Below are 21,072 nucleotides of genomic sequence, written 5' to 3'. Positions count from 1 at the left end.
CCTCAGCCGTTCTGACCGGTGCCCTCCACCCGTTCCAGCAGCGCGACCGGTGTGACCGCGAACAGGTCCGCCAGGCGCGCGTGCCCCTTGAACTCCCTCTCCGGCGCCAGCGCGTCCGCCCACCGGCCCGGCGGCAGCGGAAGCGTCGTGGTGCCCCAGCCGCCCGCCTCCGCCAGCCGCAGCGACAGCCGGGTGACGGCCGTGACGGTCTCCCCGGAGCGGACGAACGCCAGGCAGTGCTCCGCCGCCGGGCCCTCGGCGGCCAGCGCCTCGTACGTCGCCGTGTCGCCGAAGGCACCGGGCCGCCGGGCGCGCAGCGCGAGCGCCGCCCGCGTCACGGCCGCCTTCTCGCCGGACGTCCCCGGCTCCGCCGGCCCTCCGTCCCCCCGCGGGCCGGCCGGGAAGTCCACCGGCCGCCGGTTGTCCGGGTCGACCAGGGCCAGGTACTCGTGCTCGGTGCCCTGGTACAGGTCCGGCACACCCGGCATCGTGAGGTGGATGAGAGCCGTGCCGAGGACGTTGGCCCTGATGTGCGGCGCCAGCAAGTCGCGCAGCGCGGCCACCCGCTCGCCCGGCGCGCCGCACGGCCCCGCCGCCACGAACGCCGCCACCGCCTCCTCGTACGACGGCTCCTGTTCCGTCCAGCCGGTGTGCGTCCCCGCCTCGCGCACGTGCTTCAGGAGCGCATCCCGCACCCGCTCACCGTCCGCCGGGCCCAGCCCGAACACCGTCTGCCAGGCCGCCCACGCCAGCTGCGTGTCCGGCCCGTCCGCCCCGGTGCGGGTGACCTCCGCGAGGACGGCCGCCCACCGCTCGGGGCACTCGGTGAGCACGGCCAGCGCGGCGCGCACGTCGGCGCTGCGCTTGGTGTCGTGCGTCGAGACGACCGTGCCCGTCGCCGGCCAGTCGCGCTGCACGCGCGCGCAGTAGGCGTGGAACCGGTCCGGGGACAGCGCCGGACCGCCCGGGTTCCCGCCCACCTCCGTGGCCGACAGCAGCGGCACGTAGCGGTAGAAGGCGGTGTCCTCGACGGACTTGGCGCGCAGCGCCGACGCGGTCTGCGCGAACCGGTCCCGGAACTCCGCGTGCTCCGGCCCGTCGCCGTACCGCCCCAGCACGAGGTCCCGTACGACGTCCACCGCGCCGGCCTCCTCCGGCACCGCGAAGACGGCGCGCGCCTCGGCCGCCGCCTCCTCGGTCACCACGGATGCCGCGTCCGCGGCGCCGTACGGCCGGTACACCTCCAGGCGCACCAGCAGCTCGCACAGCGCCGTGCGCAGCGCCCAGGGGGCCCGGTCGCGCAGCGCGGGCTCGGGTGAGGCGACGCACAGGCGGTGCGCCACCCGGGTCAGGCGGTCCGTCTCGGTGGCCAGTTCGTGGCCGAGCACCCGGTACGCCGCCCGCCGCACCGTCGCCGCCCAGTCCCCGCCCAGGTCGTCCCGGGGGGCGGCGAACGCACGGTAGTCCCCGAGCAGTTCCCCGTACCCGGCCGGGTCCGTGAAGACCCCGTCGACATGCCGCAGGGCGTCGTATCCGGTCGTGCCCGCGACGGGCCACGCGGCCGGCAGCCGCTCCCCGTCCGCGAGGATCTTCTCCACCACCGTCCACCGCCCGCCGCTCGCCTCGTGCAGCCGCCGGAGGTAGGCGCCGGGGTCCGCGAGACCGTCGGGGTGGTCGACGCGCAGCCCGTCGATCACCCCTTCGTGCAGCAGCCGCAGGACGGTGGCGTGCGTGGCCTCGAACACCTCGGGGTCCTCCACGCGTACGCCGATCAGCTCCGAGATGCTGAAGAAGCGCCGGTAGTTCAGCTCGGTGCGGGCGAGCCGCCACCAGACCGGGCGGTACCACTGCGCGTCCAGGAGCTGCGGCAGCGGCAGGTCGGCGGTGCCGTCCCGCAGCGGGAAGGCGTGCTCGTGGTAGCGCAGTACGTCGCCGTCCACGCGCAGCTGGTCCAGGACCTCGCCGGCGGGAGCGCCGAGCACCGGCACCAGGAGCTGCCCGCCCTGCGCCTCCCAGTCGATGTCGAACCACCGCGCGCGGGGCGACGCCGGGCCCTGGCGCAGCACGTCCCACAGGGCGCCGTTGTGGCGGGGGGACATCGCCATGTGGTTGGGCACGATGTCCACCACCAGGCCCAGACCGTGCTCCCGCGCGGTGCGCGACAGGGCCCGCAGCCCCTCCTCGCCGCCCAGTTCCGCGCGCACCCGCGCGTGGTCCACGACGTCGTAGCCGTGGCCCGACCCCGGCACCGCCTCCAGCACCGGCGACAGGTGCAGGTGGGACACGCCGAGCGAGGCCAGGTACGGCACGGCCGCCGAGGCGGCGGCGAAGGGGAAGTCGGGCTGGAGCTGGAGCCGGTAGGTGGCGCGGGGAGCGGAGGAGGAGGCCGTGGACGTCACCGGGTCGGGTCGCTCAGGTGTCATGCAGAGCTACGTACCCGCCCCGCCGCCTTTCGTGTCACCGGCCCCCTGCACGGGTGAGGGGCGACCGCGCCCGGCGGACGCCCCCCCGGCCCGGGCTAGACGGGCCGCTGGAGCACCACCAGGCTGCGGTCCACCAGGGTCAGCCGGTCCCCGGCCTGCACCTTCGCCCCTGTCTCCGAGGGCACCCCCTCCGGGAGCGCGGTGTCCACCACCACCTCCCACTGCCGGCCGTGGTCCACCGGCACGACGAAGTCCAGCGTCCTGGGCGCGGCGTTGAACATCAGCAGGAACGAGTCGTCGGTGATGCGCTCTCCGCGCGGACCGGGTTCGGAGATCGCGTTGCCGTTCAGGAAGACGGTCAGCGCCGACGCCCGCGCGGAGTCCCAGTCCCGCTGCGTCATGTCCGCGCCCTCCGGAGTGAACCAGGCGATGTCCGACAGCTCGTCGCGGGTGCCCTCCACGGGGCGCCCGTGGAAGAAGCGGCGCCTGCGGAAGACCGGGTGATCCTTGCGCAGCCAGACCATCGACCGCGTGAACTCCAGCAGCCCCGCGGCGACCTCCTCGCCGTTCGGCCAGTCCACCCAGGCCAGTTCGTTGTCCTGGCAGTAGGCGTTGTTGTTGCCCCGCTGGGTGCGGGCGAACTCGTCGCCGTGGCTGATCATCGGGACGCCCTGGGAGAGCAGCAGGGTGGCGGTGAAGTTGCGCATCTGCCGCGCCCGCAGCTCCAGGACCGCCGGGTCGTCGGTGTCCCCCTCGACGCCGCAGTTCCAGGAGCGGTTGTGGCTCTCCCCGTCCCGGTTCTCCTCCCCGTTGGCCTGGTTGTGCTTGTCGTTGTACGCCACCATGTCGTGCAGGGTGAAGCCGTCGTGGCAGGTCACGAAGTTGATCGAGGCCAGCGGGCGGCGCCCGTCGTCCTGGTAGAGGTCGGAGGAGCCGGTCAGCCGGGAGGCGAACTCCGCGAGTGTGCGCTGCTCGCCGCGCCACAGATCGCGCACCGTGTCCCGGTACTTGCCGTTCCACTCGGTCCACAGCGGCGGGAAGTTGCCCACCTGGTAGCCGCCCTCGCCCACGTCCCAGGGCTCCGCGATCAGCTTCACCTGCGAGACCACGGGGTCCTGCTGCACCAGGTCGAAGAAGGACGACAGCCGGTCCACCTCGTGGAACTGCCGGGCCAGGGTGGCGGCGAGGTCGAAGCGGAAGCCGTCGACGTGCATCTCGGTGACCCAGTACCGCAGCGAGTCCATGATCATCTGGAGTACGTGCGGGGACCGCATCAGCAGCGAGTTCCCGGTCCCCGTGGTGTCCATGTAGTAGCGCGGGTCGTCGGTAAGCCGGTAGTACGAGGCGTTGTCGAGGCCCTTGAAGGACAGCGTCGGACCCAGGTGGTTGCCCTCGGCGGTGTGGTTGTAGACCACGTCCAGGATCACCTCGATCCCGGCCTCGTGCAGCGCCTTGACCGCCGACTTGAACTCCAGCACCTGCTGGCCGCGGTCGCCCCAGGAGGCGTACGCGTTGTGCGGGGCGAAGAAACCGATGGTGTTGTAGCCCCAGTAGTTGTTCAGCCCCATGTCCACCAGACGGTGGTCGTTCACGAACTGGTGCACCGGCATCAGCTCCAGCGCGGTCACCCCCAGCTCGGTGAGGTGCTCGATCAGCGCCGGGTGCGCCAGGGCCGCGTAGGTGCCGCGCAGCTCCTCGGGCAGGCCCGGGTGACGCATGGTCAGCCCCTTGACATGGGCCTCGTAGATCACCGTGTGGTGGTACTCCGTCCGGGGGCGCCGGTCGTCGCCCCAGTCGAAGTACGGGTTGACCACGACCGACGTCATCATGTGCGGGGCCGAGTCGAGGTCGTTGCGCCGTTCGGGCTCGCCGAAGTGGTAGCCGTAGACCTCCTCTCCCCACTGCACCGCGCCGCTGATCGCACGCGCGTACGGATCGAGGAGCAGCTTGGCGCTGTTGCAGCGCTGCCCGTGCTCCGGCGCGTACGGGCCGTGCACGCGGTAGCCGTACCGCTGCCCCGGCATCACGCCCGGCAGGTACGCGTGCCGCACGAACGCGTCGCTCTCCCGCAGCTCGACGGCGGTCTCCGAACCGTCGTCGTGCAGCAGACACAGCTCTACTCGGTCGGCGGCCTCCGTGAAGACCGCGAAGTTGGTGCCGGCGCCGTCGTACGTGGCACCCAGTGGATACGCCTCTCCAGGCCAGACCTGCATGAACACGACTCTTTCAGGTGTGGGGCGCCGGTGCGGACGCCTTGGCTGCGAGTCTCCCCGAAAGTGAGGCGACCACCTAGCACGTACGTCTCCCTACCCACCCTTCGGCGTTCTGCTCCGCACGCGCCGCGGGACGGGCGCGGGGAAGTCTTCCCCGTACCCGGCCACGTCACCGCTATGACTCCGCTCACTCACCGGTGGGGCGCGACCCGGAACGGGCCCGTGGATCAAGGACGTTGGGAAAACCGGCCCGTCCATCGGGCTGCACCGCGGACCGCTCCCGGAGTACCCTTCCTTGATCGTTGGGACGGGGTGTCCCCGGGAAGCGTCCGGGGGAGCGGAAGGCGGTACGCGGGTGGGCTCGGGAGGGCTGGAGCTGCCTCCTGGTGACGACGGTCACCAGGAGAACTCCACGGACGTCCCGCCCGGTGCGGTGTCCCTGGCGCGGCCGATGAACGCGGGCGCGATCGGTCCGGAACTGGACTGGGACGGCGACGCCTGGCACGAGGTGCGCACCCGTGCCCAGCGGGCCGGCCGCGCCTACATCTGGCTGAACCTCGTCGAACAGCGGCTGCGCGCGGTCGTGGCGGCCGTTCTGCGGCCCATCTACGAGCCCGTCCACGGCGACGAGTGGGTGGTCGCCGCGGCCGGACCCGCCGGCCAGGAGTGGGTGCAGCGTGCCGTCGCGGTCCGCGAGGTCAGCCGCCGCAAGGGCTACCTGCTGGACCCGGCCGACGACAACGTCCTCAGCTTCCTCACCCTGCCCCAGCTGCGCGAGCTGATGGTGCAGCACTGGCCCTGCTTCGAGCCGTACGTGGACGAGCGCCGGGACGTCGAACTCGCCTTGGACGAGCTGGAGGTCACCCGCAACGTCGTCTCCCGCAACCGGGCGCTGTCCGAGGCGGTGTTGAGCCAGGCCGAGCGGGCCTCGGCGCGCCTGCTCGAAGTCCTCGGCGCGGGCGGCGAGGTGCCGTCCGCGCGCCGGCTGCCGGTGGACGCGGTCGAGGACCTGGTCGGCGACCGCTACGCCGACGTCGTCGCCGTCCACTCGGACCGGGTGCGGCTGCTGCGCCAGTTCCCGGCCGAGGACCTGTTCGGCGGGGCCCGCCGCGTGGACGCCCTCGGCATCGGCCTCAACCTGCTCGTGCAGAACTTCTCCGGCCGCCGCCTGCTGCGGCTGGCCGAGTCCGGCGGCCGGGTGCGGCTGCTCTTCCTGAACCCGGCCTCCAGCGCGATCAAGCGCCGTGAGCGCGAACTGGGCATCAAGCGGGGCGAGCTGAGCCGGGCCGTGGAGATGAACATCCTGCACATGCGCCGGGTGCGCGCCCGGCTGCGGGACCCGGGGGCGTTCGAGATCCAGGTCTTCGACGAGACGCCCCGCTTCACCGCCTACCTCGTCGACGGGGACGGTGCCGACGGCATCGCGGTCGTGCAGTCCTATCTGCGCCGGACGCGGGGGATGGAGGCACCGGTCCTCGTCCTGCGCAACGGGCGGGGCGGAGGCAGGGTGGTGAAGGCGGACGAAGTCGACGAAGGTGGACTCTTCCCCACGTATCGTGAGGAGTTCGAGCTGATGTGGGCGGATGCGCGGCCGGTGTCGTGAAGGTCCTGTCCGGTGTCGGCCGGAGGCGTCGGCCGGGGGTCGTCCCGGGGCCGGAAGGGGGTAACCGGAATGCGATCCTCTGATTGTCAGTGGCCCGTGGGAAGGTGGAGACCACTGGGGGAACGCACCACCGAGAAGGGGGACCGCCCATGGGCTGGCACCGGGAGCTGCTGATCGGCTTCGACCTGGAGACGACGGGCACCGATCCGCGCGAGGCGCGCATCGTCACGGGGGCCGTGATCGAGGTCAGGGGCGGGGAGCCGCAGGGCCGCCGGGAGTGGCTGGCCGACCCGGGCGTGGAGATCCCGGCCGAGGCGGTCGCGGTGCACGGCATCAGCAATGAGCGGGCGGCCGCCGAGGGCCGGCCCGCCGACCAGGTCGCGGACGCCATCGCCGCCGTGCTCACGGACCACTGGCGCACCGGCGCACCGGTCGTCGCCTACAACGCGGCCTTCGACCTCACCCTGCTCGCCGCCGAGCTGCGCCGTCACGGACTGCCGTCCCTGCGCGACCGCCTGGGCGGCACGGACCCCGCCCCGGTCATCGACCCGTACACCATCGACCGCTCCGTCGACCGCTACCGCAGGGGCAAGCGCAATCTGGAAGCGGTCTGCCGGGAGTACGGCGTCCCGCTGGACGCGGCCCACGACGCCACCGCCGACGCGCTCGCCGCGGCCCGGCTGGCCTGCGCGATAGCCGACCGCCACCCCAAGGTCGCGGCCCTCGGCCCGGCGGACCTGCACCACCGCCAGGTCGAGTGGTACGCCGAGTGGGCGGCGGACTTCCAGAGCTTCCTGCGCCGCAAGGGCGACGCCACGGCCGTGGTCGACGCGACCTGGCCCCTGCGCGAACCGGCCGACGAGCGAGTCTGACCGGCCGGGCACCGGACAGGCGGGGCCGGACATCGGCCGGGCCCCGGGCAGCAGCGCTGGGACCAGGGCACGGGACAGGTGAAACCGGGCACCGGCCGCGCCCCGGCACCCGCGAGGCGGCCAGGGCTCAGAAGGGATACCAGCGCACCGTCGGGTCCCCGTCCCGCAGCGACGCCACCCTGCGCTCGAACTCGGCCAGTGCCTTCGGATTGCTCGGCGCGTGCTGGGCCACCCACGCGCAGCTGGCGGTCTCCCGGGCGCCGCGCAGCACCGCGCAGCCGTCCCACTCGCGCACGTCCCAGCCGTAGGTGGCCGTGAAGGCGTCGTACGCCTCGGCGGGCAGCCCGTAGCGGTCCCGGCTGAGCGCCAGCACCACCAGATCGTGCTCGCGCAGGTCGGCGGAGAAGGTCTCCAGGTCCACCAGGACCGGCCCGTCGGGACCGACGTGCACATTGCGGGGCAGCGCGTCGCCGTGGATCGGGCCCGGCGTCAGGTGCGGCGTGAGCGCGGCGGCGGCCGAGGCGAATCCGTCCCGGCGCTCGCGCAGATACGCGGCGTCCGCGGGGTCGATCACGTCGCCCGCGAGCCGCAGCCAGCGCTCCACACCGCCCAGCAGCTCGCGGGGCGGCAGTTCGAAGGAGGAGGGGAGGGGCAGTTCGTGGACCAGCCGCAGCAGTACGGCGACGTCCCGCGGTTCGGTGGGTCGCACCGGCTCGGGCAGCCGCCGCCACACCGTCACCGGGTGCCCGTCGACGAAGAGCGCCGTCGGACGGGCCGCCCGCACCGCCGGCACGCCGGCCTCCTCCAGCCAGCGGGCGACGGCCACTTCCCGGCGCGCCCGGTCGAGCAGCTCCGCGTCCCGGCCCACCTTGACCGCGAGGTCGCCGGCGGCGAACACGGCGTTCTCGCCGAGGGCCAGCAGCCGCGCCTCGGCCGGGCGGGACAGCACCTCCGCCCCGGCCAGCACCTCCCGGGCCCGTGCCTCGTCCATCGTCGTACGCCTCCGTGTCCGTCATGTCCGCCGGGTTCCCGCCGTCCGTCGGCCAGTGTCGCATTCGCACAGGTGGGAGCGGATGCGCGGGCTCTTGACGGGCCGCGGTCACTTCACGACCATGACGAGGCCCGTCCGAGCAGCGCAAAGGGGCTGATTACGTGGCATTGGTGACCGAGTCGAGGAAACCGGCGCGCCGTGCGCCCGGCACGGAGCGGGAGCGCCGCGGGCCGGATCACGGCGCCTGGTTCCTCGTGCTGCCCGCGCTGATCCCCATCCTGGTGCTCAGCGTCGGACCGCTGCTCTACGGCATCCTGCTGGCGTTCACCGACGCCCAGTCAGGCCGCACCGAACCCACCCGGTGGATCGGCACGCTGAACTTCCAGGACCTGCTGCACGACACGCTGTTCTGGGAGTCGTTCCGGATCGGGCTCGTCTGGGCGGTCGGGGTGACGGTGCCGCAGTTCCTGCTCGCACTCGGTCTCGCCCTGCTGCTCAACCAGAACCTCCGCCTGCGCTGGCTGGCCCGCGCCCTCGCGATCATCCCCTGGGCGATGCCCGAGGTCGTCGTCGGCGTCATGTGGCGGCTCGTCTACAACACGGACGCGGGCATCCTCAACGAGACGCTCCGCGACCTCGGCCTCGGCGACGGACACGACTGGCTCAGCGGCCTCGGCACCGCCCTGCCCGCCGTCATCGTCGTCGGCGTCTGGGCCGGCATGCCGCAGACCACGGTGGCGCTGCTGGCCGGACTCCAGAACACCCCGCGCGAGCTGCACGAGGCCGCCGCGGTCGACGGCGCCGGAGCATGGCGCCGCTTCCGCACCGTCACCTGGCCCGCCCTCAGACCCATCGCGCTCGCCATCACCGCGCTCAACCTCATCTGGAACTTCAACTCCTTCGCCCTGGTCTACGTGCTGACCAACGGCGGCCCCGGCGGCCGCACCCGGCTGCCCATGCTCTTCGCCTACGAGGAAGCCTTCCGCTACGGGCAGTTCGGCTACGCGGCGGCGATGGGCTGCGTCATGGTGGCGGTGATCTCGGTCCTGCTGGCCGTCTTCCTCGCCGGCCGGCTGAAGGGCGGACTCAAGGGAGGTGACGAGGCGTGAGGACCTCGACCACGGCCCGCGTCGGCCAGTACGCCGCGCTGCTCGCGTATCTCGTCTTCCTGGCCTTCCCGTTCCTCTGGCTGATCTCCACCGCGTTCAAGCCGCCACGCGAGCTGGGCAGTCTGCACCCCACCTGGATCCCGGAGAACCACACCCTCGACAACTTCCGGCAGGCATTCGACGAACAGCCCCTGCTGCACGCCGCGCTCAACTCCCTGCTCGCCGCGCTCGGCGCCGCGGTGATCGCCGTGGTGATCGCCACCCCGATGGCCTACGTCATGGCCCGCCGCCGCGGCCGGCTCGCCAGGGCGGCCACCGGGTGGGTCGTGGTCAGCCAGGCCTTCCCCTTCGTCCTGCTGATCATCCCGCTCTTCCTGGTCCTGAAGAACCTCGGACTGATCAACTCCGTTCCCGGCCTTGTGATGGTGTACGTGGTGTGGTCGCTGCCGTTCGCACTGTGGATGCTCGCCGGGTACGTGCGCGCCGTACCGGCCGAGCTGGAGGAGGCGGCGGCGGTCGACGGCGCCGGGCGGCTGCGGACGCTGGTCTCGGTGACCGCGCCGCTGCTCGCGCCGGGGATCGTGGCGACGGCCCTGTTCGCGTTCATCACCGCCTGGAACGAGTTCTTCTTCGCGCTGGTGCTGCTGAAGACGCCGGAGAAGCAGACCCTGCCGGTGATCCTGACCCACTTCATCGGCGCCGAGGGCGTCGCCGACCTCGGCCCGCTGGCCGCGGCGGCCTTCCTCGCGACGCTGCCCTCGCTGGTGATCTTCGCGCTGATCCAGCGGCGGATCACGGGCGGCATGCTCGCCGGGGCGGTGAAGAGCTGATGCGCACCCGCACCGCGACCCTGCTCGTCGCCCTCGCCCTGCTGCTCGCCGGCTGCACCTCGGGCGGCGGCGACGCGGACGACGGCCGGATCACCCTGCGCTTCCAGTCGCTGGCCTGGCAGGAGGAGTCGGTCGAGGCCAACAAGGAACTGGTCCGGGAGTGGAACGCCGCCCACCCGGACATACGCGTCGAGTACGTCCAGGGCAGCTGGGACAGCGTCCACGACCAGCTCCTCACCTCCTTCGAGGGCGGCGAGGCGCCCGACATCATCCACGACGCCTCCGACGACCTCGCCGACTTCGCGTACGGCGGCTACCTCGCCGACCTGACCGAGCTGCTGCCCGACCGGCTGAAGTCGGACATCCCCGAGCGCAGTTGGGAGACGGTCACCTTCGGCGACGGGGTCTACGGCGTGCCGTTCCTCCAGGAACCCCGGGTGCTGATCGCCAACGCCGACCTGCTGCGGAAGGCGGACGTCCGGATCCCCACCCCCGAACACCCCTGGACCTGGGCGGAGTTCCGGCAGGTGACGAAGCGGCTCAGCGGCGACGGCGGATACGGGGTGGCCTGGCCGCTCAAGGAGCCCGTCTCCGCAACGCTCAACCTCTCCCTGTCCAACGGCGGCCGGATGTTCCACCGGGACGCGGACGGAAAGGTCACCGTCCGCTTCGAGGAGGGCGACCAGGTGGTGCCCCGCACCATCCACGACCAGGTCGAGACGGACCGCAGCGCCTCCTCCGACACGCTGGGCAGCGGCGGTTCCGACACCCTGCCCGGCTTCTTCGCGGGCAAGTACGCGATGGTGCCCCTCGGCTTCTCCTACCGCCAGCAGATCGAGCAGCAGGCCCCGGAGGGCTTCGACTGGCAGGTGCTGCCCGCGCCCGCGGGCACCGACGGGCTCGCCCAGGGCGTCAGCCCGCAGACCCTGTCGATCGCCGAGGACACCCCGCACAAGAAGGAGGCCGCCGCCTTCCTCGACTTCCTCCTCCAGCCGGACAACATGGTGCGCCTGGCCCTCGGCGACTGGATGCTGCCCACCGGTACGCGGGCCCTGAAGGACCCCGCCCTGCACACGGCCGACCGGGGCTGGGCCACCGGGACCGCGCTCGCCGGCCATCTGCGCTCGGCACCCGCGCAGTCCGTCCGGGGGTACCCCGAGTGGAAGGACAAGGTGGCCACCCCCGCGCTCCAGGAGTACTACAGCGGGGCGATCGGCCTGGACGAGCTGCGCGAGCGACTGGAGGAGGACGGCAACCTCGTACTCGCCCGGTACCAGCGCTGACGGCGGGCGGTGGGCAGCCCGCGCCGGGGGGCCGCGCCGAAAACCCGTTGCCCGCCCGGCGCCCGGCCGCCTAGCGTCAGCTCCGTGGCAGCTTTCAACGCGATCTTCAGCTCCGGTCTCGGCCGGGGCTGCACGCACTCCATCAGGATGCGTCGTGGCCCCGGAGCCCTGACCGGCCCGGGGTCCCCCCGCCGCTGAGGCACGTCACGCACTGACGCACGTCTCCCACCCGCGGCGGGGTCGAGCCTCCGCGTTCTCTTTCGCCTTCGTCTTCCGGTCAGGGCCTTCGGCTGCCCTTTCCCCTCTCCACGGAAGACAAAGGACCGCAGGCCATGGCCCGCCCCACTCAGCGTGCCCGCACGCTCTCGCAGAACTTCCTCGCCGACCGCGCCACCGCCGAGCGCGTCGCCCGGCTCGCCGCACCCGACAGCCGGCACCCTCCGCTCCTGCTCGAAGTGGGCGCCGGCCAGGGCGCCCTCACCGAGCCGCTGGCCCGCCGCAGCCGGGAACTGCGCGCCTACGAGATCGATCCCCGGCTCCTGCCGGGGCTCCGCGCCCGTTTCGCGCACACCCCCCACGTCCGCGTCGTCGCCGGTGACTTCCTCGCCGCGCCGCCGCCGCGCACCCCGTTCGCCGTCGCCGGGAACGTGCCCTTCTCGCGCACCGCGGACATCGTGGACTGGTGCCTCACCGCCCCCGCGCTCACTCGCGCCACCTTGATCACGCAGCTGGAGTACGCCCGCAAACGCACCGGTGACTACGGCCGCTGGACCCTGCTGACGGTCCGGACCTGGCCGTGCCACGAGTGGCGATTGGTGGGGCGGGTGGGCCGGTACCGCTTCCGTCCGGCACCGCGCGTCGACGCCGGGATCCTCCGCCTCGAACGCCGCCCCACCCCGCTGCTCACCGGCGCCGCCCGCCGGAGCTGGGACGACCTGGTCGAGCTGGGCTTCTCGGGGGTCGGCGGGTCGCTGCACGCGTCCCTGCGGCGGGCCCGTCCGGCCCGGCGTGTGGACACCGCGTTCCGGGCCGCACGGCTCGACCCGCGCGTGCTCGTCGGCGAGGTCCCGCCCGCCGCGTGGCTGCGGCTGCACGAGGAGCTGGCGGCATGATCCGAGAAGATGCGCACCAGAACTTGCACGAGACGTCTCGTCTCGCGTACGGTCGTCGCATGACCAGTCCCGCGCACATCGCCATGTTCTCCATCGCCGCCCACGGCCACGTGAACCCCAGCCTGGAGGTGATCCGCGAGCTCGTCGCGCGAGGGCACCGGGTGACGTACGCGATCCCGCCGCTCCTCGCGGAGAAGGTCGCCGCGGCGGGGGCCGAACCCAAGCTCTGGAACAGCACGCTGCCCGGCCCCGACGCCGACCCGGAGGCATGGGGGAGCACCCTGCTGGACAACGTGGAGCCGTTCCTGGACGACGCCGTCCAGTCGCTCCCGCAGCTCGCCGAGGCGTACGAGGGCGACGAACCGGACCTCGTCCTGCACGACATCGCCTCCTACACCGCCCGCGTCCTCGGCCACCGCTGGAACGTGCCCGTGGTCTCGCTCTCGCCCTGCATGGTCGCCTGGGAGGGGTACGAGCAGGAGGTCGGTGAGCCGATGTGGGAGGAGCCGCTGAAGACCGAGCGCGGCCAGGCGTACTACGCCCGCTTCCACGCCTGGCTGGAGGAGAACGGGATCACCATGCACCCAGACCCCTTCGTCGGCCGCCCCGAGCGCTCCCTGGTGCTGATCCCCAAGGCCCTCCAGCCCAATGCCGAGCGGGTCGACGAGAAGACGTACACCTTCGTCGGCGCCTGCCAGGGCGACCGGACCGCCGAGGGCGACTGGACGCGGCCCGAGAGCGCGGAGAAGGTCGTGCTGGTCTCCCTCGGGTCCGCCTTCACCAAGCAGCCCGGCTTCTACCGGGAGTGCGTCAGGGCCTTCGGTGAGCTGCCCGGCTGGCACACGGTGCTCCAGATCGGCCGGCACGTCGACCCGGCCGAGCTGGGCGACGTGCCGGACAACGTGGAGGTGCGTTCCTGGGTACCCCAGTTGGCGATCCTCCAGCAGGCCGACCTGTTCGTCACCCACGCGGGCGCCGGCGGCAGCCAGGAGGGCCTGGCGACCGCCACGCCGATGATCGCCGTACCGCAGGCCGCGGACCAGTTCGGCAACGCCGGCATGCTCCAGGGCCTCGGAGTCGCCCGGCAGCTCGACACCGAGGAGGCCACCGCCGAAGCGCTGCGCACCGCCGCCCTCGCCCTGGTCGACGACCCGGAGGTGGCCCGCCGCCTCAAGGAGATCCAGGGCGGGATGGCCCACGAGGGCGGCACCCGACGGGCCGCCGACCTGATCGAGGAGCGACTGGCCGCCGCCAGGGCCTGACCGCACCCGGCACCGCACGCCACGGGCCCGCCCGTTCCGAGAGGAACCGGCGGGCCCGCGGCAGTGGTTGGCCGGGGGTGGCTCACACCCCCACCCGTTCACCCCGCTCCCCGCGCTCGCCCTCGTCGTCGCGGACCGTCGTCGCGATCGCCTCGGGCGCCTCGTCGTGGGTGAGGTCCGGCAGCCGGTGCAGCCACTTCGGCAGGTACCAGTTGCGCTCACCGAGCAGGGACATCACGGCCGGCAGCAGGACCCCTCGGATGATCGTCGCGTCGATCAGCACCGCCGCCGCCAGGCCCACGCCCATCTGCTTCATGGACTGCATGGACAGCGTCCCGAAGATGGCGAACACCGCGACCATGATGACGGCGGCACTGGTGACGACGCCCGCTGTGGTGACCACCCCGTGCCGGATCGCGTCCGCCGTGTTCCGCCCGCGCAGCCGCGCCTCACGGATCCGCGAGACCACGAACACGTGGTAGTCCATCGACAGGCCGAACAGGATCACGAAGAGGAACAGCGGCAGCCACGTGATGATGGCGCCCACACCCTCCGCGCCCACCAGCGACGCGCCCCAGCCGTGCTGGAAGACGGCGACCAGGATGCCGTAGGCGGCGCCCACCGACAGCAGGTTCAGCACGATCGAGGTGAGCGCGACCGTCAGCGAACGGAAGGACAGCAGCATCAGCAGGAAGGCGAAGACGACCACGAAGACGAAGACCGGCAGGACCGAGCCGACCAACTGGTCGTTGAAGTCCTTCGACCCGGCGACCTGACCGGTGATCGGCGCCTCGACGCCGTCGACATTGCCCAGCGTGGCCGGCCGCACCTCGTCCCGCAGCTTGTCGAGGCTCTCGCCCGCCTTGTCCTGGTCGGAGCCGCCGACCAGCGGGACGTAGACCAGGGCGACGTTCTGCTCGTCGTGCACCGTGACGTCGACCGGTCCGCGTGAAGCCCCCGAACTCACCGCCCGCTCACGGAAGTCGGCGAGCGCGGCCCGCACCTCGGGCGCGTTGATGTCGTCGGCCTTCACGACCACCTCGGCCGGGTCCGACCCGCCGGGGAACGCCTCGTTGACCCGGTTGTACGTCTGCACGATCGGCAGCGAGTCGCCGAACTCCTGGTCCAGTGTGAGGTTCTCCGTCTTCATGCCGATCGCCGGGGCGGCCACGGCCAGCAGCGCGCCGGTCGCCACCACGGCGGCGAGCAGCGGCTTGGCCAGGACGCGGTTCAGGACCGCCGTCCAGAACCGGCTGCCCTCCGAGGCGCCGCCCTTGCGGCGCCGGCGCAGGAACGGCAGGCGGCCCTTCTCGACCCGGTCGCCCAGCAGCGACAGCAGTGCGGGCAGCACCGTCACCGAGCCGACCATGGCGACCGCGACCACCATCAGCGAGGCCAGGCCCATCGCCTCGAACTCGGCGATGCCCGTGAACAGCATGCCCGCCATGGCCACGCACACCGTGACACCGGAGACGACGATCGCCCGGCCGCTGGTGGCGGCGGCGATCCTGAGCGCGGTCTGCCCGTCCCGGCCCGCGGCGCGCTCCTCGCGCTCACGGCGCAGGTAGAACAGGCAGTAGTCGACGCCGACGGCCAGACCGACCAGCAGCATCACGGAGTTGGCGGTCTCGCTCATCGGCTGGAAGTGGCTCACCAGGGCCATCAGGCCCATCGTCGCGATGATCGCGGTGATTGCCAGTGCCACCGGCACCAGCGCCGCCACCAGCGCCCCGAACGCGACCAGGAGGATGCCGAGCGCCACCGGCACCGCCGAGTACTCGGCCTTCTTGAAGTCGTCGCCGAACGCGTCGTCGAACGTCTTCATCATGCTGGCGCCGCCGATCTCCTCGATCCGCAGCGACTCGTGCTCCTTCTGGACGTCCGCGACGGCGTTCAGCACCGGTTCGACCCGGTCGCCCGCGGTGTCCGCCTCGCCGCGCATGTCGAACCGCACCAGCGCGCTGCGGCCGTCCTTCGAGATCGTCTCGGCCTCGTACGGGGAGGTCACCCCCGTGACCTGCCCGGTTCCCTCCACGGCCGTGACGACCGCGGTGACCGCGGCCCGGAAGTCGGCGTCCGTCGCCTTGAGGCCGCCGTCCTTCGCCTGGATGAGGACGGACTCACCGGCCGGCTCCTCGATCCCGGCGTCCTCGACAATCTGCGCGGCGGTGTGCGTCTCACCGCCCATCTGGTCGCTGTCCTTGACGTCGACCCGGCCGGCCGCCGACCCGAGCCCCATCGCGAGGACGACGAACAGCACCCAGATGCCGACGGCGGCCCATCGGTGCCTGGCGCTCCAGCCGCCGGCCCGCGCGGCTATGCCCCGCACCCGTGTGTCTCGGTTCCGCATGACCGGCCTGCCCCCCAATGAGCGGCGACGACCCCCTGCCGTCACCTTGCGCTTCGAAGGTATGGCCCGCGTAAGAACACCGCGTCGTGCTCCTTGGTGACGCGAACCGGCGGCGGGTCATCCCTCCGTACCGCCGTCTCTCACCGCTGAGGAGGATCCGGGTCCCTTACATCTTCCGGGGGCGCCGGGGCGTGGGGTCAGGGTGCGCGCTCGGTGGGCCGCCGCTGCTCCAGCAGGCAAGGGCGCTGCAGCAGACGATGTACTCGGTGTCGGGCACCGACTCCAAGTCCCCACAGCATGTTGCCCGTCGACAAGTGCCACGGCTCCAAGCAAGCCCGGATCCGGCAGGCGACCGTGCCCAGAAGATGAAGGTTGTCGCGACATCGGTGGGAGCCACGCTCGTGGACCCTGCGTCCGACTTCAAGGACGAGGCGATCTTGGTGATCCCGAATCCATCCACGCTATCGTCATGGACGGCCGGTCCGAGGCGGACAACGATTCGCCCAAGCCGTCGATGACGTCGTTCCACCCGAAGATCTCCGGCGCCCGGCACCCCGCCAAGCATCACCCGTGTCGGGACCCATCGGTCTGCGAAGAGCGAGGATTCCCGCCATGCGGTACGTACGATTCGTGAAAGGCGCTGTCACCGTCGTTGTCGCCACCGCAGCCTGTCACGCCCTCATGTCCGTCGGTTTCGCGTGGGCACGCGACAGGGCGGACCAGAGCGGAGACTCGATGTTCTCCGGCGCCTTCGAGTTCCTGCTCACCACAGCTGCTTCCTGGGCTCTCATGCCCGTACTGCTGTGGGTCGGAATGCGGATGACGGGGGAGGCCGGCAACACCGTGCTGGTGGCCGTCGGCGGGCTGGTCTGGTTGGGGTTGTCCGGGTACTTCATCGACGACATCGACCGGGCGGGCGGGCACATACCGATCCTCGCCCTCGCCGCGTACCTCCTTCTTGGGACAGGGCTGGCCGGGGCCGCGCCGGGCCGCCGCACCTGAAGTCCGGGCCGTGTCCGCGGCTCCTCGTGGCCCGTCGACCGGCCCACATCACGTGAGGGGAACCCCGCGCCGGCGACGACCGTCGAGCACTGTTTCCTCTGGGTCGCGCGTCCAATACGGTGGGCCGGGAGTTCCGCAGGCTTGTTGTTTAAGTCACAGGCGCGTGTAGTGGTTGAACCCCGCACACCGCATCGGCGAGAGTGGCGCGCACGTCCGCCGCCGTGCGGACCCGGCCGTCGTGCCCGCCCCCACGGGGCACGACGGCCGTTCTGAGCTTCGGAGTCCTGGCCCGGACGCCAGGGACAAGTAACCCGCTTCTTCGCCCAGGCCGGTTCGGGCGCGGTTGCCCGCGCTGTTCTGGTCGAACATCAAGGCGAGTAGACAACGTCTACGGCCGATGGTAGACACTGTCTATGACCGGTGAGGGCTCCCTTCGGGAGCGGTTGATCGATGTCGGAGTCGACCTCGTGCTGACCGAGGGCTCCGCGTCCGTGGGCCTGAGGGAAATAGCCCGTCGAGCGGGGGTGTCGCACGGCGCTCCGCGTCGGTACTTCCCCACGCACCACGCGCTGCTGTCGGCCATCGCCCGTCGCGGCTTCGAGGACCTCGGGGCCCGGTTCGAGGCCGCCGTCGCCGGCACGTCCACACCGCGCGGCGAGCTGCATGCCCTCGCGCGGGCGTACGTCGGGTACGCGTTGGAACGCCGCGGCATGTTCGAGCTCATGTGGCGGCACGACCTGCTCGACAGCGAGCCGCAGCCATCGGACCAACCGAGGCTGCGCGAGTCGACCCTCCCGTTGTTCGGGCACCTCACCGAACTCGTCGCCCGTTGCCGGTCGGAGCGGCATGCCGCGCAACACACCGACTGGCCGAAGGAGACCGCACCGCCGCCTGCCGTGACCGCCGCCGCCCTGTGGTCGAACCTGCACGGTATCGCCCAGCTGTGGGCATGGGGCAGCCTGCAACTCGCCCTCGGGGCCCCACCGCCGGGCCGCGACCCCGGTGACGACCGACGCGACGGGCTCATCACGGCAGTTCTGGACGCCCATCTCGGCCCGGTGACCGCATGACCGCACCCTTACAGCGGCAACTCGCCCTTCTGATCAGCGTGGCCGCCGCAATGACCGTTGCACTGGACGGCACCATCCTGCTCTTGGCACAGCCCAGCCTGCAGCGTGATCTCGGCGCGAGTATGGCGCAGATCCAGTGGACGAGCACCGGCTATCTGGTCGCGGTGGCCGCGTTGCTCGTCATCGCCGGGCGCCTCGGGGACCGTTACGGGCACCCGCGCCTCCTGCTCGTCGGGGCCCTCGGCTTCGGGGCCGCCTCCGCCGGGATCGCGCTCGCGCCAACCGTCGGCTGGGTGATCGTCCTGCGCGCGATGCAGGGCGGGTTCGGCGCGCTCCTGCAGCCTGCCACGCTCGCGCTGCTACGGCTGGCGTATCCCGCTGACCGGCTCGGCACGCCCATCGCCATCCGCACCAGTGCGATCGCGGTGGCGTCAGGGGCCGGTCCGATCCTCGGCGGTGTGCTCGTGGCGCATCTGGGCTGGCGCGCCGTGTTCTGGGTCAACGTACCTGTCGCGTTCGTCATCGCCGCTCTCGTCCTCGCCGTGCGGACGCCCATACCTGAACGTGGCAACGCTGCGCGGCTCAACCTCACCGGTGCGGGCCTGCTCGCGATCGCACTCGCAGTCCTGGTTCATGCCCTGGCCGAGATACCCGCGCGGGGGTGGACCGCCCCGCCGACGCTGCTCGAACTCCTCGCCATCATCGGTATCGCAGCGCTCCTCGCCCGGCACGAACGCCGCACTACGCACCCGATCGTTCCACCGGCCGTGGCGCGGTCCGTACCGGTGACGGCGTCGATGGCAATCCTGCTGGTCACCACCGCCGGCCTGTTCGGCGCACTGTTCAGGGCCACGTTCTACCTCCAGGACACACTCCGCCTCGGCCCGCTCGCCAGCGGTCTGCGCGTCCTTCCACTGACCGCGCTCATGGCCCTCGGCGCACCAGCCGCGGTCGCCGCACTGCGCAGATACGGTGCGCGCCGCACCGCGATCGCCGGTACGGCCCTCGTTGCGGTCGGCATCGTGGGGCTGTCCCAGCTCGGTCCGACCAGCCCGTGGATGGTCATGACCGCAGCCTTTGCTGTCATCGGTGCCGGGTTCGCCACAGTGATGGTCACTGCCACAGGGACCGTCGTCGGCGACGCGCCGCCCGGGTACGCCGGGGCCGTCGGTGGGCTCAAGCAGACCGCCACGAACATCGGCCCGACCCTCGGCATCGCCATCGCGGCCGGCGTAACCGGGTCCGCTGTTTCCACGATGAGTCCAGCCCTGCTGGTCCTGGCCGCAGTCGCCGCCCTCGGCCTGCTCCCTGCGTCGCGGCTACCCCGGCGCCCGGCCCACCAGGAAGGGCACGGCACGACCTCCGCGGCGCGCGCGGCCCAGGCACCAACACCGCAGGCACCACCGGCTCGACGGACAACCAATTGAACAACCGCCCTCCATAACCAGGCGGATTTGGTCACATGCCAGACCGGTCTTCGGTGTCGGCCTCGTCATGCAGCTGCTCCGGGCAGTCACTCAGACAGCACAGTGAGGTGCCTCAGCACCGGGAAACGGCAGACCAACGAACCCCGGAACCAACTAGCGGGAATACTTGTCCCTGGTGTCCGGGACAGGACTCCGAGACCTTTTAAGGTGTGCCCATGACGACGATGTACGCGGCGCTGCTGCGCGGGGTCAATGTCGGCGGGGCGAGGAAGCTCCCGATGGCCGACCTGCGCGCGCTTCTGACGGACCTCGGCCACGACGCCGTACGCACGCATCTGCAGAGCGGGCAGGCCGTCTTCGCCGCCGCGCACGGGGACGAGGAGTCCCTGGCCGCCGACTTGGCGGGGGCGATCGAGAAACGCTTCGGCTTCGCGGTGGACGTGATCGTGCGCGACCACGCCTATCTGAAGGCCGTCGCCGAGGCGTGCCCCTTCCCGGCCGCCGAACTGGAGGCCAAGCAGCTGCACGTCACCTACTTCTCCGCCCCCGTGGACGCGGAGCGCTTCGCGCCGGTCGACGCGCCGGCCTTCCTCCCGGAGGAGTTCCGACTCGGGGACCGCGCCCTGTACCTCTACGCGCCCGACGGTCTCGGCCGCTCCAAGCTCGCCGAGGCCCTCGCGCGGCCCCGCGTGAACAAGGGAGTGGTCGCGACCACCCGCAACTGGAACACCGTCGTCAAACTCGTGGAGATGACCGGACCCTAGGGCCGGGACCGCCCGGCGGCGTCAGGCCCCGACCGCCGCCAGTACCGGCGTCCGCGCCGCGTCGTACCGCTCCAGCAGGACCCGCGCCACCTCGGGTGAGGGGCCGAGGACGTCCGCCAGTACGTCCGCCCCGGCCGCGCCCCGTGCGATCCGGTCCGGCAGACGGCCGGGCGCGAGGACGTACGGGGCGACGGCGACACGTGCGCAGCCAAGGGCGCGCAGCTCCCGTACGGCGTCCTCGGTGCGGGGCAGGGATGCGGAGGCGAACGCAGGCCGCACGGCGCACCAACCGGAACGCCGCCACTCCCGCGCGATTTCTGCGATCACTGCGATCGCCTCCGGGTCGGAGGACCCCGCCGAGGCCAGGACGACCCCGGTCGAGGACTTGTCGGCGGGCGTGAGGCCCGCCTCGTACAGCCGCCGCTCCAGCGCCGCCAGCAGCAGCGGCGAGGGGCCGAGCACCTCCGCCTGACGGATCCTGAGCCGCGGCGGGGCGTCCGCCAGGACCGCCGGGATGTCCGCCTTGGCATGGAAGGCGCGGGTCAGCAGCAGCGGCAGCGCCACCACGTCCCGCACCCCCTCCGTCGCCAGGGATTCCAGCACGCCCGGCACGGAGGGCACGTTGAAGTCCAGGAAGCCCGTCTCCACCCGTACGTCGGGGCGCAGCGCCCTGACCCGGCGGACCAGGGCGTGCACGGTCGCGGCGTGCCGCGGGTCGCGGCTGCCGTGGGCGATGACCAGAAGGACCGGTGCGGACATGT

16 protein-coding genes are annotated in these 21,072 nt (G+C 72.2%); 11 read left to right on the top strand and 5 right to left on the bottom strand.

The window, feature by feature from the left end; all coding sequences use genetic code 11:
- Window positions 1-2: 2 nt before the first annotated feature.
- Complete coding sequence (gene treY / locus ACGF3J_RS10055) at window positions 3-2,423, bottom strand: malto-oligosyltrehalose synthase (protein ID WP_393853846.1); 2,421 nt, start codon at window positions 2,421-2,423, stop codon at window positions 3-5.
- Window positions 2,424-2,518: 95 nt separating this feature from the next.
- Window positions 2,519-4,636 carry a glycogen debranching protein GlgX gene (glgX, locus tag ACGF3J_RS10050; protein ID WP_393853845.1) on the bottom strand — a complete coding sequence of 706 codons (2,118 nt, stop codon included), beginning with the start codon at window positions 4,634-4,636 and terminating at the stop codon, window positions 2,519-2,521.
- 355 nt (window positions 4,637-4,991) lie between these two features.
- Between glgX and ACGF3J_RS10045 the strand changes: the two genes are divergently transcribed.
- A complete protein-coding gene (locus ACGF3J_RS10045) occupies window positions 4,992-6,239 on the top strand; it encodes an SAV2148 family HEPN domain-containing protein (protein ID WP_393853844.1) in 1,248 nt (415 codons plus the stop codon).
- A gap of 149 nt (window positions 6,240-6,388) precedes the next feature.
- On the top strand, window positions 6,389-7,111 hold the full coding sequence (locus ACGF3J_RS10040) for a 3'-5' exonuclease (RefSeq protein WP_393853843.1): 723 nt from the start codon (window positions 6,389-6,391) through the stop codon (window positions 7,109-7,111).
- 127 nt (window positions 7,112-7,238) lie between these two features.
- On the opposite strand, the gene ACGF3J_RS10035 is transcribed toward ACGF3J_RS10040, so the two are convergent.
- The gene (locus ACGF3J_RS10035) at window positions 7,239-8,102 is read right to left on the bottom strand and encodes a phosphotransferase enzyme family protein (RefSeq protein ID WP_161331638.1); all 864 of its coding nucleotides are present in this window, start codon (window positions 8,100-8,102) and stop codon (window positions 7,239-7,241) included.
- Window positions 8,103-8,263: 161 nt separating this feature from the next.
- Between ACGF3J_RS10035 and ACGF3J_RS10030 the strand changes: the two genes are divergently transcribed.
- The 5 genes from ACGF3J_RS10030 to ACGF3J_RS10010 all read left to right on the top strand — a co-directional run bounded on the left by ACGF3J_RS10030 (window position 8,264) and on the right by ACGF3J_RS10010 (window position 13,698).
- The gene (locus ACGF3J_RS10030) at window positions 8,264-9,211 is read left to right on the top strand and encodes a carbohydrate ABC transporter permease (RefSeq protein WP_161331637.1); all 948 of its coding nucleotides are present in this window, start codon (window positions 8,264-8,266) and stop codon (window positions 9,209-9,211) included.
- The gene (locus tag ACGF3J_RS10025) at window positions 9,208-10,041 is read left to right on the top strand and encodes a carbohydrate ABC transporter permease (RefSeq protein WP_393853842.1); all 834 of its coding nucleotides are present in this window, start codon (window positions 9,208-9,210) and stop codon (window positions 10,039-10,041) included. The genes ACGF3J_RS10030 and ACGF3J_RS10025 overlap by 4 nt, the downstream gene beginning before the upstream one ends.
- On the top strand, window positions 10,041-11,324 hold the full coding sequence (locus ACGF3J_RS10020; RefSeq protein ID WP_161331635.1) for an ABC transporter substrate-binding protein: 1,284 nt from the start codon (window positions 10,041-10,043) through the stop codon (window positions 11,322-11,324). Before ACGF3J_RS10025 ends, ACGF3J_RS10020 begins: the two co-directional genes overlap by 1 nt.
- A gap of 332 nt (window positions 11,325-11,656) precedes the next feature.
- Entirely contained in the window at window positions 11,657-12,436 is a 780-nt protein-coding gene (gene erm(O) / locus ACGF3J_RS10015; protein WP_393853841.1) for a 23S rRNA (adenine(2058)-N(6))-methyltransferase Erm(O), read from the top strand.
- Window positions 12,433-13,698 (top strand): glycosyltransferase, encoded by a 1,266-nt coding sequence (locus ACGF3J_RS10010; RefSeq protein WP_393853840.1) that lies wholly within the window; start codon window positions 12,433-12,435, stop codon window positions 13,696-13,698. Before erm(O) ends, ACGF3J_RS10010 begins: the two co-directional genes overlap by 4 nt.
- 82 nt (window positions 13,699-13,780) lie before the next feature.
- On the opposite strand, the gene ACGF3J_RS10005 is transcribed toward ACGF3J_RS10010, so the two are convergent.
- Window positions 13,781-16,048 (bottom strand): MMPL family transporter, encoded by a 2,268-nt coding sequence (locus ACGF3J_RS10005; protein WP_393853839.1) that lies wholly within the window; start codon window positions 16,046-16,048, stop codon window positions 13,781-13,783.
- A gap of 612 nt (window positions 16,049-16,660) precedes the next feature.
- Between ACGF3J_RS10005 and ACGF3J_RS10000 the strand changes: the two genes are divergently transcribed.
- The 4 genes from ACGF3J_RS10000 (at window position 16,661) to ACGF3J_RS09985 (ending at window position 20,311) form a co-directional block, all read left to right on the top strand.
- Window positions 16,661-17,050, top strand: a complete 390-nt coding sequence (locus ACGF3J_RS10000; protein ID WP_393853838.1) for a hypothetical protein — start codon at window positions 16,661-16,663, stop codon at window positions 17,048-17,050.
- A gap of 413 nt (window positions 17,051-17,463) precedes the next feature.
- On the top strand, window positions 17,464-18,120 hold the full coding sequence (locus ACGF3J_RS09995; protein ID WP_393853837.1) for a TetR/AcrR family transcriptional regulator: 657 nt from the start codon (window positions 17,464-17,466) through the stop codon (window positions 18,118-18,120).
- Window positions 18,117-19,547, top strand: coding sequence for an MFS transporter (locus ACGF3J_RS09990; RefSeq protein WP_393853836.1), 1,431 nt, complete (start codon window positions 18,117-18,119; stop codon window positions 19,545-19,547). Before ACGF3J_RS09995 ends, ACGF3J_RS09990 begins: the two co-directional genes overlap by 4 nt.
- Before the next feature lie 215 nt (window positions 19,548-19,762).
- Entirely contained in the window at window positions 19,763-20,311 is a 549-nt protein-coding gene (locus tag ACGF3J_RS09985) for a DUF1697 domain-containing protein (protein ID WP_386934988.1), read from the top strand.
- Between the two features lie 21 nt (window positions 20,312-20,332).
- Here ACGF3J_RS09985 and ACGF3J_RS09980 read toward each other — a convergent pair whose 3' ends face one another.
- On the bottom strand, window positions 20,333-21,070 hold the full coding sequence (locus tag ACGF3J_RS09980) for a sirohydrochlorin chelatase (RefSeq protein WP_361363994.1): 738 nt from the start codon (window positions 21,068-21,070) through the stop codon (window positions 20,333-20,335).
- Between the last annotated feature and the right edge of the window lie 2 nt (window positions 21,071-21,072).

Origin of the sequence: Streptomyces sp. NPDC048171 (assembly GCF_043202655.1) — a bacterium.
Lineage (GTDB): Bacteria > Actinomycetota > Actinomycetes > Streptomycetales > Streptomycetaceae > Streptomyces.
This window is presented reverse-complemented; position numbering and strand designations above follow the sequence as displayed.